The following is a 15,035-nucleotide window of genomic DNA, read 5'->3' as shown; positions in this document are numbered from 1 at the left end:
CTTTCGACGCCAGCGGGTCAGGTGCCGAGTGGGCGCGGCGCGGGTAGGACGTGGCCGGCGCCACCGACAGCTGGAGTAGGGGATGCGACGAGTGCACGTGACGATCGCCGGGAAGGTGCAGGGGGTCTTCTTCCGCGCGTCGCTCGACGACGAGGCGCAGCGCCGGCAGGTCACGGGCTGGGTGCGCAACACCCCTGACGGGCAGGTCGAGGCCGAACTGCAGGGCCCGGACCTCGCGGTCGAGGAGGTCCTGGCGTTCTGCCGCGAGGGACCGCCGGCGGCGAGCGTGGAGCACGTCGAGACGGCCGAACTCGATCCCGATCCGCGCCTCACCGGGTTCACGGTCCAGTGAGCGGTCGGGCCGACGCCTCCCGGCCGGGCCTGTCCAGCCCGGACAAGGTGCTGTGGCCACCGACCTCGGGGACGTCGGCCGTCACGAAGGCCGACCTCCACGACTACTACCGCGCGGTCGCCGACCGGCTGCTCCCGGCGATCGATGACCGCCCCGTGACCCTGCGGCGCTACCCGGACGGGATCGAGCGCGAGGGCTTCTTCCAGAAGGACGTCCCCGACCACGCTCCCGCGGAGATCGGCCGCTACCGCCAGTGGTCCGACACGAGCGAGCGCGAGGTGGCCTACGCGCTCCTCGCCTCCAAGGGGGGACTCGCCTGGTGCGCGCAGGTCGCGGCCCTGGAACTGCACGCGGGCCTCGTCCGCATCGACCGGCCCGATCGCCCCGACGCGCTGACCGTCGACCTCGATCCCGGGACGATCGAGCTCCCCGTGGCGCGCGCGGCCCACTGGGTCCGCGACGAACTGGAGGGTCTCGGCCTCACGACGCGCGTGAAGACCAGCGGCAAGCGGGGCCTGCACGTGCAGGTGCCCATCGAGCGGCGTTACGACAGCGCCTACGTGCGCGCCGTCGCGCTCGCGCTCTGCCGGCACTGCGCGGCCCGACACCCCGACGAGCTGACCGTCGAGATGCGCAAGGCCCACCGGGGCGGGCGGCTGCTGCTGGACTGGTCGCGCAACACCGCGGGCCAGACGGTCGTCGCGCCGTGGAGCCCGCGGGCTGCTCCGGGCGCGCCGGTGGCGACGCCGCTGCGGTGGGAGGAGGTGGACGAGGCCTTCGACCCGGCCCGGTTCCGCATCGGCACGGTCGAGTCCCGCGCCGACCCCTGGTCCGAGGCGCCGGGCAGGCAGCGACTCGAGGGCGCGGCCCGAGCGCTCGATCGGGCCGGCTTCCCGTTGGTCGACGTCAGCCCGCGGGGCGGGCGACCGACCGAGGAACGCCTCCGCGGCACCCCCTCACCGTGACGTCGCGCCGGTCTCGCCTCCGGCGGTCTCGCCCTCCGAGCCGGCCCTCGGAAGGTCCGCAGCGGTGCCCGCGCTACCGGCGCGTGACCTCGACGCCGCCGAACAGCGCGCTGGCCTCGATCTCGTAGGCGACCTCGCGGTGCGAGGCCTCGTGCACCTTCGATTCGACGCTCCCGAACAGCCCACTCCGTCGGATGATCCGCACCGGGACCGACTCCGGAACCTCGATGTCGACGCCGCCGAAGACCGCGAGCGCGGAGAGCCGGGCCCCGGATGCGGGCTCCCGGTCGGCGACGCGGACCTCGTAGCCGCCGAAAATGGCGGTCACCGCGTGTGCGGCGGGCTCCGACGGGTCGACCTCGCGCTCCAGGCCGCCGAAAAGAGCAGTGCTGCCCAGCGCCCCTCCCGGCCGGCGGACCGCGCCGGCGATGATCCCGATCCCCACGGCGATGATCAGGATCGGCACGATGAGTTCGAAGCCGACCCCGGGCGTCACGCCGGTCGTCGACCCGAGCAGCAGGAGGCCGATCAGCGTGATCGTCGCGCCCTCGAGCCACCGCCGCTCGAGGAGCATGCCTCCGCCGACCGCCACGAGCACCAGCGGCCAGAGCTGTCGGACCGCCGCCCAGACATCGACGTCGAGCACGCCGAGCTGACCGAGCGCGAGGGTGCCTCCGAGGACGATGAACACGAGGCCGGCCAACAGCGGACCGACCCGAAGGGGCTCGCGTGTGCGACCGGGTCGTATTGACTCGGTCCCGGCCGGGCGTGCGGAATCCGGGGGCTCGGGGTCCGGGGCGCGCTCCGCGTCGCGGGGGCGTGGATCGATCGGCATCGTGTTCACTCCGGTTCGGTCGGTACCGCGCCGGCTCGCGGGGCGGCCCATGACGGAAGCCTCACCCGTGGTCTGACGGATGACAAGGCCGATCGGCCCGGTCTCCCGAGGGCCTCAACGGAACCGTTGTACCGCGTCGCGCCGATGCGCCCACACCGAGAACGCGCCGAGCGCGGCGATCCAGGCAGCGAGCGCCGCCCACCATCCAGGCGGTGCCCCCTCGCCGAAGGCCGCGGCGGTCGCGACCTCGACCCACGGGCGCATGGGGGTGGCAGCGCCCACGATGCGCGCCCAGTCCGGCAGCTGCTCGAGCGGCAGGAAGAGACCGCCCGCGAACGCCATCGGGAAGAACGCGATGTTGGCGACCGGCAGGGCGGCCTTGAAGGGCAGCGCCATGCCCAGGCCGAGCCCGAGCAGGGTCATGCCGAGCGCGCCGGCCAGCACCGCGACGGCCAGGAGCGGCCATCGGGCCACGGGCACCTCCACGGCCGTGCGGGCCGTGATCAGGACGACGGCGGGTAGGGCGCCGATGACCGCGAACACGAGGCCGACCGCCACCCGCCCGGCGATCACGACGGTGGGGCGCACCGGCAGCGTCCGCTGGTAGTCGTACCAGGGCAGGCGACGTTCCTCGGCGGTGCCCGCACCGAACGTGAACATCGCGATCATCGTGAACGACAGCAACAGGATGCTCACCAGCCCGTAGGTCGCGGCCTGGGGCACGTCCTGGGCTGCGGGCACGATGAAGAACAGGGCGATCATCAGCGGGAACGCGACGGTCGGCCAGATCGCGATGGGCGTGCGCAGGTACTCGAGCGCGCGGTAGCGCAGATGGGCGGCGAACACGGTCACGCTGTCACCTCCGTGGCTGCGCGTCGGGGGACTGGGTCGTGGTGTCGGGACGATCGGTTGCCGCGGGCGCCCCCACCTCGAGGACGGACTCCATCGCCGCCCGGTCGGCGGCCGGACCCTCCGCGCCGTGATGGTCGTCCGTCAGCGCGAGGAAGGCGTCCTCGAGGCTCGCGGGGGCGACCTCCAGGTGGCTGAACCCGATCTCGTGGCGGACGAGTCCGCGCACGAGCTGGTCGGCATCCGGGGTCAGCACCTCGACGCTCTCGTCCCGCCGCTCGACCTGGGCCACGGGGCCGAGGGTGGCGAACTCGACGTCCTCAGCGACGCGCACCCGCACCTTGGTCAGTCCCACGAGGCGGCGGATCTCGTCGACGGTGCCCTCGGCGAGCACCCGCCCGCGGCCGAGCACGACGACCCGGTCGGCGAGGGCCTCGACCTCCTCCAGGTAGTGGCTGGTCAGCACGACCGCGCGACGACCGCTGCCGTAGCGGCGGATCGCGTCCCACAGCGACCGCCGCGCGCCGACGTCCAACCCGGTCGTCGGCTCGTCGAGCAGGGCGACCTCGGGGTCGCCCACGAAGGCCAGCGCGACGGTCAGCCGCCGCTGCTGCCCGCCCGACAGCCCGCCGAACTGCTTGTCGGCGAGGTCGTCGAGGCCGAACTCGGCCAGCAGTTCGTCGACGTCGCGCGCGGCCGGATAGTGCGTGGCGGCCCACTTCGCGAGCTCGCGGACCTTGAGCACGTCCACCATGCCGGTTTGCTGCGCTGTCACTCCGAGCCTGGTGCGGGTGCGACGGTCCCGGGGGTCCCCGCCGGCGAGCCGTACCCGACCACCGTCGGGGCGCCGCAGCCCCGCCAGCAGGCTGACCGCGGTCGTCTTGCCGGAGCCGTTCGGTCCCAGGAGGCCCAGCACCTCGCCCCGATGGACGGCGAGGTCCACGCCGTCAAGGGCCCGGGTCGGCCCGTAGTCCTTGGTGACCCCCTCGAGCGCTGCGACCACCTCGCTCATCCTCGTCCCTCCGTGTCGTCGATCTGGCCGTGGACCTCCGCCTCCGCGTCCCCCGGCACCGGGGCGGCCCGTGGCTGGGCGTCCGATCCGGCGTCGTCGGGTCCGGGATCCAGGAGCGCCTGCAGGGCCTCCCGGTACTCGCGGAAGGCGAGGCGACCACGGTCAGTCAGACCCACCCAGGTGACCGGCGTGCGCCCTTTATGGGCCTTCTCGACCGAGACGTACCCGGCATCCTCGAGCTTGCGCAGATGCGTCGAAAGGTTACCAGCGGTCATGTCGGTAAGCTCCTGCAATCGCGGGAAGGCGAGGACATCGCCGGCGGGCACGCTCGCGAGTGCCGTCACGACCTTCAGGCGCGCTTGTGCGTGGATCACCGGATCGAGATCGGGCATGCCCTCCACCGAGCGGCTCATCGGTCCCTCCGGAACCGGAGGTCGCGCAGCACCCCGCCCACCACGAACCCGCCGCCGCCGAGGACGGCCAACAGAGCCCCGTAGTGATCGGGGAAGGCCAGCGCCGCGAGCACGTTCACCGCGCCCAGCCAGAGCCCCGAGCCGGTCCAGAGACGATCGTTCTCGTACGCACCGATGACGAGGAACAGCACGGCGAGCGTGAACACGAACAGCATCGCCGCGTCCCAGAGGACCACCGGATCGTCCCCGGGATTCTCGGGCAGCAGGTCGAGCATCGGGATCAGCGCCGCGGTCAGGACGATCGCGGCGCCGTACGCGAACCCGACCCGCGACTCCTGTCGGACCGTCCGCCCGCCGCGCCCCCGCGTGTGACGGGCGATGTAGATGGACTGGAAGGCGATCCCCCCGCCGATCGCAGCGGGCCAGAGCAGGGCGAGCACCAGGTCGGGCAGGCCGCCCAGCGGGGCGGGCGGCTCGGCGGCGAGGTACGAGACCCCGAACGCGAGCAGCCAGGCGAGCCCCCAGACGTACCAGATGGGCGCCTCGCGGCCCCCCAGCTCGCGACGAGCACGCGCGTCGGTCGCGTCGATCAGCGCGAGGGACTCCTCGGGGCTCGGGGGCGCCTCGCCCACCTCGGGCGCGTCGTCCCGATCCGGCGGCGCTCCTTCCGAATCGCCGCTCCCTCCCGCGTCGGCTCCCGGCTGCGGTGTGGCTCCGCGCGGCTCGTTGCTCATGCCTTGACCTCACCTGTTCGGCACCAGACGGACTCGGGTTGCGTTCTCGGAGTTGCGTTCATAAACGGCTTTGCAATACAAAGCTAGCAGCGATACAAAGTCTCCGCACACATTCGCCGACGCGATCACGGCGTCCGCTGGATGCACGAGGGGATGACCCTCTCGCGACGTCAGGGCGGACCATCCACCGCAACGCCAGCCCGAGACCAGGAGGGCCGACCCGTGCCAACTCCCCGTTCCGCACCTGATCGTGCCCCGCCGACTCGCTCGGTCCCGCTGGTCCTGCTCCTGGCGCTCGCGGCCACACTCACCGCCTGCGGCGCGCCCGACGGGAACGTCGACCTCACGGTCGACGACGAGATCGACATGGTCGACGGCCTGCCGGTCGAGGTGGACGGGGTGCCCGCGGGCGAATCCGTGACGGTGTGGGCACGGCTGGTCGACGCGCAGAACCGCCCCTGGACCGCCTGGGGTGCGTTCGAGGCTGACGGGCAGGGGCGGGTCGACACCGCGGCACAGGTGCCACTCGCGGGCACGTGGGAGACCGTGGACCCGCACGGGCTCCTGTGGTCCATGCGACTGCCCGACGGACACCACCCCGACCCACCGTTCGCGCTACTCACCGAGCCCTCCCACACCATCGAGGTCGGTGCCGACATCGGCGGCCGCACCGCAACGCGCACCACCGTCGCGCGCCAGCAGTACGACCCCGGGGTGGACGAGAGCGACGTTCGCGACGACGAGCTCGTCGGCACCCTCTACCGCCCGCCGGGCGACGACCCGGCTCCCGGCGTGGTGCTGTTCGGCGGCTCCGAGGGAGGGCTGCCGGCACCCGGGCTACCCCGAGCGCTCGCCAGCGAAGGCTACGCGGTGCTCGCCCTCGCGTACTTCGGCGTCGAGCACCTGCCCGCCGGCCTCGAGGAGATCCCCGTCGAGTACGGCGTCGACGGCGTGGAGTGGCTGGCCACCCACGACGCGGTGGCGGATGCGCCGATCGCCGTGGTCGGCGCGTCGAAGGGCAGCGAGTACGCGCTGCTCGTCGGCGCCGCGAGCGACCTCGTGGGAGGTGTCGCAGCGGCGCTGCCGAGCGGCTACGCGTGGAGCGGTCTCCCCGCGTTCGAGGAGCAAGCGAACGCCGAGGTGCGCTCGTCGTGGACTCGGGGCGGTGAGCCCGTCGATCATCTCGAGATCGGCGGTGACGCCCGGGCTCTCGGCGCGATCGTGGACGGTCTGCGCGGGCATCCGGTGGCGCTGGATGTGACCTACGACGCCGGGATCGCGGCCGCGGACGAGGACGAGCGCCGCGCCGCCGAGCTCCCCGTCGAGGAGGTCGAGGGGCCCGTTCTGGCGCTGGCCGCGGGCGACGACGCGTTGTGGCCTGCGCGGCTCGCGGACGTCATCGAGGTTCGTGCCGAGCGCGAGGGCGTCGCGGAACGGGTGACACGGAGCACCGCCGAGGATGCCGGTCACCTCATGTTCGACCAACCCGGCCTGCCCACCACCCACATGACCGGCATGCCGTACGTCGCCGGGATCTGGATCGACGCGGGCGGCGAGCCGTCGGCCACCGCGGCAGGCGCCCGCGAGGGGTGGGCACACCTCACCGACCTGCTCGCCGACGCGACGAGCGACCGGAGCGAGCCGTGACCCGCATCCGCCCGACCACCGACCCGGCCCCAGAGGTCCGCCCATCCCCCGCATGGCCCCGCGCGCTGCTTCCCGCGGCGGTCGTGGGTGCGGCCACGGGCCTCTTCCTGATGGGGGCGGCCGCTCTGCTCGGCTACACCCCCCTGGCGGGCTCGGCCCTGCCCCACATCACCGTCCCAGTCGCCGGCGTGGGGCTGGTCACCGCGCTCGCCGCCTTCGCGTGGACCCGGGGACGACGGGTGCCGGGGATCCTGGTGGGTGTGATCCTCGCGATCACCCTCGTCGCCGAGCTCGCGACGCCAGGGCCCGAGCAGGCCGTCGTGGCAGGGGTCTCGGTGACCGGCGGCGTGCCGGTGCTCGCGGCCCTCGCGTCGACGTGGCCCCTGCTCGCCATCGCCGTCACGGTCGCGTGGCGCACCGAGGCGCGCCGTGCCGACCGCGCGTCCGGGCGTGCGAGGCCCGCGCTGCGCCACGTCGCCGCGTGGGCCGTGGGCACGGGGGGCGCCTGGGCGGGTGCGGTCGTGCTCGCGCCCGCGCTCGTCCCGGGTGGCTGGCACGTCGGCGGCGCGCTGGGGGGTTGGGGCGCGATCGGTCACGGGCTCGTCTGGGGCCTCGCGACAGCGGTCGCGGTCCGCCGTGGCGCGATCCTGCCGGTCGCGGTGCTCGGCACCGGCGGCGTGCTCGCCGTCGCCGACCACCTCGCCCAGTCCGTCGGCGACCCGCTGGGCGCCTACCTGGCACTTTGGCCCCTCTACGGCGTGGTGGCCGCGTTGTTCGGCCTCGTCGAGTGGCTCGTGGGCCGGTGGCGGGCGCGCCGCGGCTGACGCGTCCACACCGCGCGCTACGGCTCCAGCGCCTCCAGGCGCTCACGGACCACGTGGTGGCGCTCGAGGAACCGCTCCGGCGCGAGCGCCTCCTCGTCGAGTTCGACGCCCTCCTCGGCGAGGGTGTCGCGGAACGGTCGGCCGCTCTCCCAGGTCCGCATCGCCGCAGCCTGCACGACCTCGTAGGCCGCGTCCCGGCTCACGCCGAGCCGATCGACCACGTCGAGCAGGACGCGGCTCGACACGACCAGGCCGCCCGTGGCGTCGAGGTTCACCCTCATCCGCTCGGGATCGACGCGTAGCCCCTCGACGACCTTGCGGGCGAGATCGAGCTGGTAGTCGGCCACGATCAGGGAATCCGGCAAGACGACCCGCTCGGTGGAGCTGTGGCTGATGTCGCGCTCGTGCCACAGCGCGATCGACTCCATCGCCGCGACGGCGTTGCCGCGCAGCAACCGCGCGATGCCGACCAGCCGCTCCGAGCGGATGGGATTGCGCTTGTGCGGCATCGCGCTCGAGCCCTTTTGCCCGGAGCCGAAGGACTCCTCCGCTTCCCGCACCTCGGTGCGCTGCAGGTGGCGGATCTCGGTGCCGAGCTGCTCGACCGACGCCCCGAGCATCGCGAGCGCGCTGAGCAGCTCGGCGTGCCGGTCACGGGCGACCACCTGGGTGGCGACCGGCTCGATGCCCAGACCCAGCTTCTCGCAGACGTATTGCTCGACGAACGGGTCGATGTTCGAGTACGTACCGACCGCGCCGGAGATCGAGCCCACCGCGACCGCCTCGCGCGCGGCACGCAGCCGCGTGCGGCCGCGGTCGACCGCGAAGGCGAACTGGGCGAGCTTGTGCCCGAACGTGGTCGGCTCCGCGTGCACCCCGTGGGTGCGCCCGACGCAGACGTCGTGCCAGTGTTCGAGCGCGCGTCGCTTGAGGACGGCGACGAGGCGATCCGCCTTGTCCAGCACGAGATCGGTCGCGCGGGCGAGCGTCGCGCCGAGCGCCGTGTCGATCAGGTCGGAGCTCGTCATCCCGTAGTGCACCCAGCGGCTGGGATGCTCGCCGTCCGCGGTGCTCTCGCCGGTGTCGGCGGGCGCGTCGACCTCGCGCTCGGCCCCGGGGATCGTCTCGGCGAACGCGGTGAGGAAGGCGATCACGTCATGGTCGGTGGTCGCCTCGATCTCGGACACGCGCTCGGGCGTCGGCGGTTCCCCCTTCCGGATCGCGGCGAGGTCCTCGGCCGGCACGACGCCGAGCTCGTGGTGCGCCTCGCACGCGAGGATCTCGACCTCGACCCACGTGGCGAGCTTCGCCTGGTCGGTCCAGAGCGCGCCCATCTCGGGCAGCGTGTAGCGCGGGATCACGCGGGCCTCCTCGGGCCTGGTGGCCGAACGTGCAGCGGGGGCGGGAACGCTCCCAGTGTGCCCGCGGGCGGAGGCACAGGTCGCGCCCGCGAGCAAGAGCACAGGTCGCCCGCCCGCGGGCAGAAGCACAGGTCGTGCCCGCGAGGAAAAGCACAGGTCGTACCCGCGAGGGACTCAGAGGTCCTTCTCGAAGTGATGGCTGGCGATCCGGTATCCCTCCCGCAGGTAGAAGCGGTGAGCGCCGTGCCGGGTCACCCCCGAGTCGAGCCGCAAGCGCGCACACCCGTCCGCGCGAGCCCACTCCTCCAAGTGGCGCAGCAGCCGCGCCCCGACGCCGCCAGACCGCGCCTGGGTGGCGGTCACCAGATCGTCGAGGTGCAGCGTCCGCCCGTCGGCGAACGTGGTGAACACTCGCCAGCCGGCGACCCCCAGGCACGTGGCCCCGTCGAAGGCGGCGGTCAACCGGTAGCCCTCGGCGTGCTGCACCGCGAAGCGCTCGGCGACCGAGTCGGGAGTGTGCTCGGGTCGCAACTCGCGCAGCACCGCCAGTGCCGCGTCGAGACCCGGGGCGCCCGGTTCGAGGTCGGTAAGACGCATCGCGCGGCAGCATGCCTGATCGCGGGCGCCGACACACACCGGTCGAGCGGCAGCGGCCCCGCGCCACGATGCCTAGAACGCGACGCCATCCGGCAGGTACGGCACGGGCGGATCCATGCCCCGGGTGCACAGGGGCCCCTTGGGCTGCAGCCGCAGGCCGGCCTCGAGGCACACGTCGACGGCCCACTCCTGCTCGGCGGTGAGTTGGCGCACCACGACGGGGGGAGACGTGGTCGGCTCGTCGGGGTCCGGCCGCGTGGCGGCGAGCGCTGCGCGGAGCACCCCGGCGCCGGTCTCGGGATCGGTCGCGCCGAGTTGCGTGACCTGCGAGTCGCGAACGAACGCCCATCCCCGCCGGTCCCCGCGCTCGACGACGACGAGGTGGTTCCGGTCCTCCCCCAGGCCGTCGAGGTCCGGGCCGTAGCCACCGCCGCGCAGTCGCCGGCCGAGCTCGTGGATCCATTCGTGGTCCGCGCCGGTGCCGGCGCGCGCCTCCGGCACGGCCGGCAGGGTGGCGGGGTCGACCGTGCCTTCCGCGTGCAGGCAAGGATGCAGGCGGTAGCCCGCCAGGCGGTACCGCGCGGTGGCTCGGGGGTCCTCGCTGGCGACGATCATCCCGTACGGCGCGTCCTCACCCGACTCCAGTGCCGCCTCGAGCAGCATCCGCCCGACCCCGGCGCTCTGGTGCTCGGGGTGGACGAGGAGCGTCGACAGACCCCAGAAGGCCTCGCGGCGGCGGGCGAGCGCGATCCCGACCAACGCGTCACCGTCCCACGCGCCGGTCGACGAGCTCGGGTCGTTGGCGATCGCCCGGCGCAGCCGCGCGTCCCTCCGGGCGATCTGCTCGTCGGTGCTCCGCGGCCGCTCGGGACGTCCACGGGCGATGTCGTAGGCGCGCCACACCCGCTCAGCGAGCTCCCCCACCGCGGGCGCCTCGTCGGGTGTCAGCGGGCGCAGCTCGGGCAACCGGTGGAGCATCGGCGTCACCTCGGGTAGGGCTCAAGCGTCGGCGATCGCGGTCCGCTCGCGGAGCAACTCCGCGCGGCGGGCGAGCACCCGACGGCGCAGGCCGTCCAGGTCGCGGCACATCTGCTTGGTGACGACGATGACCGTCCAGCCGGCGGCGCGCAGCCGATCGCGACGCTGGCGATCGTAGTCGCGATCGCTGCGCAGGGTGTGGTGATCGGTCCCGTCGTACTCGACGACCAGGCCGGCGTCACGCCAGACGAGGTCGACCCTGATGTCGGGCAGCAGGAACTGCTGGGGCTCCGGCGGTGGGTCCACGTCGGAGAAGAGGTCCGCCAGCAGCCGCTCCCCCTCCGATTCGGTCGCGAGCCCCCCGCTCTCGAGCAACCGGAGAACCACCGCGGCCCCGCGCTGCGGCCTCGCCCGCATCGCGGCATCGTGCAGGCGGTCCTCGCCCGTCAACCCGAGCCGTCGGGCTGAATCGATCACCGTCCGCAGCTCCCGGCCGCGCAACTCTGCGGCGCGGTCGACCAGCATCCGGTGCGGACGGGCGATGGGGATGCGGTTCAGGGTCGCGCGATCGCGCGGGTGGAGCGGACCCACGTACCGCACCCGGAACGGGGCCGCACGCACGCGTTGTCCACGCCGCCCGATCACGTCCGGCACGGCATCCGAGCGGTTGGCCTCCACACCGAAGAGGCCGAGCCCGGGCTCGCCGGTCAGCACCGCCTCGTAGCCGACGCGCCAGACCGCCGCCAGGTGGATCTGCTCGGCGGGCCGCGCGCTCCCGGCCGCGCGGTAGACACCGCGGTGCACCACCCCCCACCGGCCACGGCGCAGCAGCCCGTCGACACGCTTCGCACCGAGCAGGCTCACCGCCTCCGACCGTTCGATGAGGCCGTGGTTGGCCGCCATCCGCCGATACGCCTCCGCCAGCTGCTCGTCCATGCGGCGAGCATCCGGCCAGTGGCACCCGGGAGCCCGAATCGGGCGCTCCGGGGGTGTGGACGGCTTCCATGCGGCGTGCGGACGCCCTACCGGCCCTTCCGAGGCACGGTGCGGTTACCCGCGCTGGCGCGGGTAACCGCACGACGAATCGGCGGACGCCCCCACGCCGACCGCTCACCCACTTTTCGCGGTACAGCTACCCGCGCGCCCGCGGGCAACCGCACCACGATCACGGGTCGACACCGGGCGCGCGGGTAACCGCACCACGACGCCACTCGACCGAACGCTCACCGCACACCCCGGGCGCCAACCGGCCCGCCGGCCACCGCCCCACGGTCAGCCGCGTCGCACCGTCGGCGGCCCCGATCACCATCCCACGGTCAGCCGCCGAGCGGCCGAGCCGCGATGTCCTCCCGCCGTTGCTGACCCGCGAACCAGATCCGGTCCGCGGCCTGATACGAGATCGCCCGCGCCTGGGCGACGGTCGCCCCCAGACCCGAGACGGAGAGCACCCGCCCGCCCGCGGTGACGAGTTCGCCCTCCTCCACAGCCGTGCCGGCGTGGAACACCAGCGCGTCCGGCACCGCGGCGGCCTCCCTCACGCCCGAGATCGGGTCCCCCGAGGAGGAGGAGGCCGGATACCCGGCCGAGGCCAACACCACCGTCGCGCAGGCCCGCCGGTCCCACGCGAGCGGCGGTGCACCGGGAAGATCGCCGCGCGCAGCAGCGGACAACAGCAAGCCGAGGTCGCCCGGACCGTCGGCGCGCAGGCGCGGCAGGAAGGCCTGCGCCTCGGGGTCGCCGAAGCGCGCGTTGAACTCGAGCACCTTCGGGCCGTCCGGCGTCATCACCAGCCCTGCGTAGAGCACTCCGACGTACGGGGTGCCGCGCTCGGCGAGAGCCGCGGCCACCGGACCGAGTATCGCCTCGCCGAGTGCCTCGACCGCCGCGTCGTCGAGCGCGGGTACCGGGGAGTACGCCCCCATCCCGCCGGTGTTCGGGCCGGTGTCGTCGTCGCCGATCCGCTTGTAGTCCTGCGCCGCGACGAGCGCGCGGGCGTACTGCCCGTCGGCAACGCCGAAGAGGCTGACCTCCGGGCCCTGGAGGAACTCCTCCAGCACGACGCGTCGGCCGGCCTCACCGAACGCACCGGTCACGAGCGCCTCGTCGACGGCGTCCTCGGCCTGGGACCGGCTGCTGGCGATCACGACACCCTTCCCCGCGGCGAGCCCGTCCGCCTTCACCACGTAGGGCGGTGCGAACTCGTCCAGAGCGGCGCGGGCCGCCTCGGCGTCGTCCCCGGTCCACCAGCGGGCCGTCGGCACCCCCGCGGCAGCCATGACCTCCTTGGCGAACGCTTTCGAGCCCTCGAGCCGCGCCGCATCGGCGGAAGGACCGAACACCGCCACACCCGCCCCGCGCAACGCGTCCGCCACGCCCGCGACCAGCGGCGCCTCCGGCCCGACGACGACGAGGTCCGCGGCCAGTGCCCGGGCGAGCGCCACGACCTCCTCGTCGTCGGTCACGTCAAGCGCGCGGACGTCCGCCACCTCAGCGATGCCGGGGTTGCCGGGCGCGCAGACGACCTCCTGCACCGAGGGGGAACGGTCGAGCGCCCAGCACAGGGCGTGCTCGCGCCCGCCGCCCCCGAGCACGAGCACCTTCACCGGTCAGCGACCCCGTTCGAGCGTCTGGCTGCGGGCCGGGCCGACCGAGACCCACCGGACGGGGACCCCGCCAAGCTCCTCGATGCGCTCGACGAAGGCCTGCGCCTCCTTCGGCAGGTCGCTGAACTCGGTCACCCCGGAGATGTCCTCGTGCCAACCGGGCAGGTCCTCGTACACCGGCTCGGCGTGGTGGATGATCGACTGGTGAGGGGGGAAGTGCTCGTACTCCTCGCCCTGGTAGCGGTAGGCACGGCACAGCCGCACCGTCTCGAACTGGCTGAGAACGTCCAGCTTGGTGAGGAAATGCTCGGTCAGGCCGTTCACCCTCGCCGCGTAACGGGCGAGCACCGCGTCGAACCAGCCCACGCGCCGGCGACGGCCCGTGGTCGTGCCGTACTCGGCGCCCCGGTCGGTGATCCGCTCGGCGATCTCGCCGTCGAGCTCGGTGGGGAACGGCCCCGACCCGACCCGGGTGACGTACGCCTTCGTGATCCCGATAACCTGCTCGATGTCGTTCGGGCCGACACCGGCGCCGGTCAGCGCACCCCCCGCCACCGGGTTCGAGGAGGTGACGAACGGATAGGTGCCGTGGTCGAGGTCGAGCAGCGTGCCCTGGGCACCCTCGAGCAGCACGCGCTCGCCGCCGTCCATTGCGTCATGCAGCAGGCTGACGGTGTCGGCGATGTACGGGCGCAGGCGCTCGGCATAGACCGCGTACTCGGTCTCGATCTCGGCGGCGCTCATCGGCATGCGGTTGTAGACGCGCGAGAGGACCGCGTTCTTCTCCTTCAGCACCGTGTCGAGCTTCTGGCGGAAGATCTTCATGTCGTACAGGTCCTGCACGCGCAGCCCCACCCGTGCGGCCTTGTCCGCGTACGCGGGCCCGATGCCGCGCTTGGTGGTGCCGAGCTTCTGCTTGCCGAGGTACCGCTCGGTCACGCGGTCGAGCTCACGGTGATAGGGCATGATCAGGTGCGCGTTGCCGCTGATCGCGAGCTTCGAGACGTCGAGGCCCTGGGCGACGAGCTCGTCGAGCTCCTCCAACAGGACCCCCGGGTCGAGGACGACCCCGTCGGCGATCACCGGCGTGACCGCCGGGTACATGACCCCGCTCGGCACGAGGTGGAGCTTCAGCGTGCGGTCGCCCACGATGATCGTGTGGCCCGCGTTGTTGCCCCCCTGATAGCGCACGACGTAGCCCACGTCGTCGGCCAGCAGATCGGTGGCCTTGCCCTTGCCCTCGTCACCCCACTGGGTGCCGACAACGATGATCGCGCCCATCGGCTCGCTCCTCGCGTGTGCGGCGGTCGCACGTCCACATCCATGGTGCCGGATCATCCCCCGGCTTACCGCTCCGGCACTCCCACCGGGCCTACCGCTCCGGCACTCCCACCGGGCCTACCGCTCCGGCACTCCCACCGGGCCTACCGCTCCAGGCGGAATCGGATGCGGATGTGCGTGTGGTACTCGTCGATCTCGTTGTCCTGGACGGTCGCGGAGGTCTCGAGCACGTCGAAGCCCTCGATACCGCGGAGCGTCTTGGACGCCTCGGCGAGCGCCTTGTGCGCGGCATCCCGCCACGACTCGGTCGACACGCCCACGAGGTCGATGGTCTTGATCACGGCCATGGCGGGCCTCCAGCTCGGATCGACGGTCCGGGTCCGACGGGCCCGCGCCGCTCGCCGCATCCGGCAGCGAGGTCGGCGAACCCATCGGATCCACCCACCGCGGGCGCGCTCGCCGCACGCCGCGCAGCGAGCAGACGGCGCGATCCTACGGCCGACACGTGGGGACGCCAACCCGCACCGCTCGACGAGACACCCACCCACACCCCGGCGAGACACCACCCACACCCGGTGTGACAA

General features: G+C 73.3%; 16 protein-coding genes. 4 read left to right on the top strand and 12 right to left on the bottom strand.

From position 1 onward, the window contains the following. Positions 1-82 precede the first annotated feature (82 nt). A complete protein-coding gene (locus tag ER308_RS11785; protein ID WP_131155174.1) occupies positions 83-352 on the top strand; it encodes an acylphosphatase in 270 nt (89 codons plus the stop codon). Next, complete coding sequence (ligD, locus tag ER308_RS11780) at positions 349-1,317, top strand: non-homologous end-joining DNA ligase (protein WP_165492029.1); 969 nt, start codon at positions 349-351, stop codon at positions 1,315-1,317. The genes ER308_RS11785 and ligD overlap by 4 nt, the downstream gene beginning before the upstream one ends. Before the next feature lie 73 nt (positions 1,318-1,390). Here ligD and ER308_RS11775 read toward each other — a convergent pair whose 3' ends face one another. From ER308_RS11775 to ER308_RS11755, 5 genes are all read right to left on the bottom strand, one after another. Beyond that, positions 1,391-2,152 carry a LiaF transmembrane domain-containing protein gene (locus tag ER308_RS11775; protein ID WP_131155172.1) on the bottom strand — a complete coding sequence of 254 codons (762 nt, stop codon included), beginning with the start codon at positions 2,150-2,152 and terminating at the stop codon, positions 1,391-1,393. Positions 2,153-2,266: 114 nt separating this feature from the next. Further along, entirely contained in the window at positions 2,267-3,004 is a 738-nt protein-coding gene (locus ER308_RS11770) for an ABC transporter permease (RefSeq protein ID WP_165492028.1), read from the bottom strand. Between the two features lie 4 nt (positions 3,005-3,008). Further along, positions 3,009-4,013 (bottom strand): ABC transporter ATP-binding protein, encoded by a 1,005-nt coding sequence (locus ER308_RS11765; protein ID WP_131155170.1) that lies wholly within the window; start codon positions 4,011-4,013, stop codon positions 3,009-3,011. Then, the gene (locus ER308_RS11760; RefSeq protein ID WP_131156998.1) at positions 4,010-4,405 is read right to left on the bottom strand and encodes a winged helix-turn-helix domain-containing protein; all 396 of its coding nucleotides are present in this window, start codon (positions 4,403-4,405) and stop codon (positions 4,010-4,012) included. Before ER308_RS11760 ends, ER308_RS11765 begins: the two co-directional genes overlap by 4 nt. A 17-nt stretch (positions 4,406-4,422) precedes the next feature. Continuing rightward, the gene (locus tag ER308_RS11755; protein WP_131155169.1) at positions 4,423-5,160 is read right to left on the bottom strand and encodes a hypothetical protein; all 738 of its coding nucleotides are present in this window, start codon (positions 5,158-5,160) and stop codon (positions 4,423-4,425) included. A 222-nt stretch (positions 5,161-5,382) separates the two neighbouring features. On the opposite strand from ER308_RS11755, the gene ER308_RS11750 reads away from it, so the two are divergent. Together ER308_RS11750 and ER308_RS11745 are read left to right on the top strand one after the other, a co-directional pair. Then, positions 5,383-6,807, top strand: coding sequence for an acyl-CoA thioesterase/BAAT N-terminal domain-containing protein (locus ER308_RS11750; RefSeq protein ID WP_165492027.1), 1,425 nt, complete (start codon positions 5,383-5,385; stop codon positions 6,805-6,807). Further along, positions 6,804-7,631, top strand: a complete 828-nt coding sequence (locus ER308_RS11745) for a hypothetical protein (protein ID WP_131155167.1) — start codon at positions 6,804-6,806, stop codon at positions 7,629-7,631. Before ER308_RS11750 ends, ER308_RS11745 begins: the two co-directional genes overlap by 4 nt. Before the next feature lie 17 nt (positions 7,632-7,648). Here ER308_RS11745 and purB read toward each other — a convergent pair whose 3' ends face one another. The 7 genes from purB to ER308_RS11710 form a co-directional block, all read right to left on the bottom strand. Further along, positions 7,649-8,992 carry an adenylosuccinate lyase gene (purB, locus tag ER308_RS11740; RefSeq protein ID WP_131155166.1) on the bottom strand — a complete coding sequence of 448 codons (1,344 nt, stop codon included), beginning with the start codon at positions 8,990-8,992 and terminating at the stop codon, positions 7,649-7,651. A 174-nt stretch (positions 8,993-9,166) separates the two neighbouring features. Beyond that, positions 9,167-9,589 carry a GNAT family N-acetyltransferase gene (locus ER308_RS11735; protein ID WP_131155165.1) on the bottom strand — a complete coding sequence of 141 codons (423 nt, stop codon included), beginning with the start codon at positions 9,587-9,589 and terminating at the stop codon, positions 9,167-9,169. Positions 9,590-9,661: 72 nt separating this feature from the next. After that, positions 9,662-10,567 carry a GNAT family N-acetyltransferase gene (locus ER308_RS11730; RefSeq protein ID WP_131155164.1) on the bottom strand — a complete coding sequence of 302 codons (906 nt, stop codon included), beginning with the start codon at positions 10,565-10,567 and terminating at the stop codon, positions 9,662-9,664. A gap of 21 nt (positions 10,568-10,588) precedes the next feature. Further along, positions 10,589-11,503, bottom strand: coding sequence for a DUF559 domain-containing protein (locus ER308_RS11725; protein ID WP_131155163.1), 915 nt, complete (start codon positions 11,501-11,503; stop codon positions 10,589-10,591). Between the two features lie 380 nt (positions 11,504-11,883). After that, positions 11,884-13,170, bottom strand: coding sequence for a phosphoribosylamine--glycine ligase (purD, locus tag ER308_RS11720; protein ID WP_131155162.1), 1,287 nt, complete (start codon positions 13,168-13,170; stop codon positions 11,884-11,886). Between the two features lie 3 nt (positions 13,171-13,173). After that, positions 13,174-14,451, bottom strand: coding sequence for an adenylosuccinate synthase (locus tag ER308_RS11715; RefSeq protein WP_131155161.1), 1,278 nt, complete (start codon positions 14,449-14,451; stop codon positions 13,174-13,176). A gap of 143 nt (positions 14,452-14,594) precedes the next feature. Next, positions 14,595-14,798 carry a dodecin family protein gene (locus ER308_RS11710; protein WP_131155160.1) on the bottom strand — a complete coding sequence of 68 codons (204 nt, stop codon included), beginning with the start codon at positions 14,796-14,798 and terminating at the stop codon, positions 14,595-14,597. Between the last annotated feature and the right edge of the window lie 237 nt (positions 14,799-15,035).

The organism is Egibacter rhizosphaerae (assembly GCF_004322855.1).
In the GTDB taxonomy this organism is placed as follows: Bacteria; Actinomycetota; Nitriliruptoria; order Euzebyales; family Egibacteraceae; genus Egibacter; species Egibacter rhizosphaerae.
The sequence above is the reverse complement of the archived record's forward strand: the minus strand, read 5'-3'. Positions and strand labels throughout refer to the sequence as shown.

Excerpts from the sequence above, each read along its gene's own strand:
- ER308_RS11730 (WP_131155164.1), bottom strand. The coding sequence starts at position 10,567 with ATGCTCCACCGGTTGCCCGAGCTGCGCCCGCTGACACCCGACGAGGCG.
- ER308_RS11710 (WP_131155160.1), bottom strand. The coding sequence starts at position 14,798 with ATGGCCGTGATCAAGACCATCGACCTCGTGGGCGTGTCGACCGAGTCG.
- ER308_RS11765 (WP_131155170.1), bottom strand. The coding sequence starts at position 4,013 with ATGAGCGAGGTGGTCGCAGCGCTCGAGGGGGTCACCAAGGACTACGGG.
- ER308_RS11755 (WP_131155169.1), bottom strand. The coding sequence starts at position 5,160 with ATGAGCAACGAGCCGCGCGGAGCCACACCGCAGCCGGGAGCCGACGCG.
- ER308_RS11775 (WP_131155172.1), bottom strand. The coding sequence starts at position 2,152 with ATGCCGATCGATCCACGCCCCCGCGACGCGGAGCGCGCCCCGGACCCC.
- ER308_RS11735 (WP_131155165.1), bottom strand. The coding sequence starts at position 9,589 with ATGCGTCTTACCGACCTCGAACCGGGCGCCCCGGGTCTCGACGCGGCA.
- ER308_RS11785 (WP_131155174.1), top strand. The coding sequence starts at position 83 with ATGCGACGAGTGCACGTGACGATCGCCGGGAAGGTGCAGGGGGTCTTC.
- ER308_RS11725 (WP_131155163.1), bottom strand. The coding sequence starts at position 11,503 with ATGGACGAGCAGCTGGCGGAGGCGTATCGGCGGATGGCGGCCAACCAC.
- ER308_RS11715 (WP_131155161.1), bottom strand. The coding sequence starts at position 14,451 with ATGGGCGCGATCATCGTTGTCGGCACCCAGTGGGGTGACGAGGGCAAG.
- ER308_RS11760 (WP_131156998.1), bottom strand. The coding sequence starts at position 4,405 with ATGCCCGATCTCGATCCGGTGATCCACGCACAAGCGCGCCTGAAGGTC.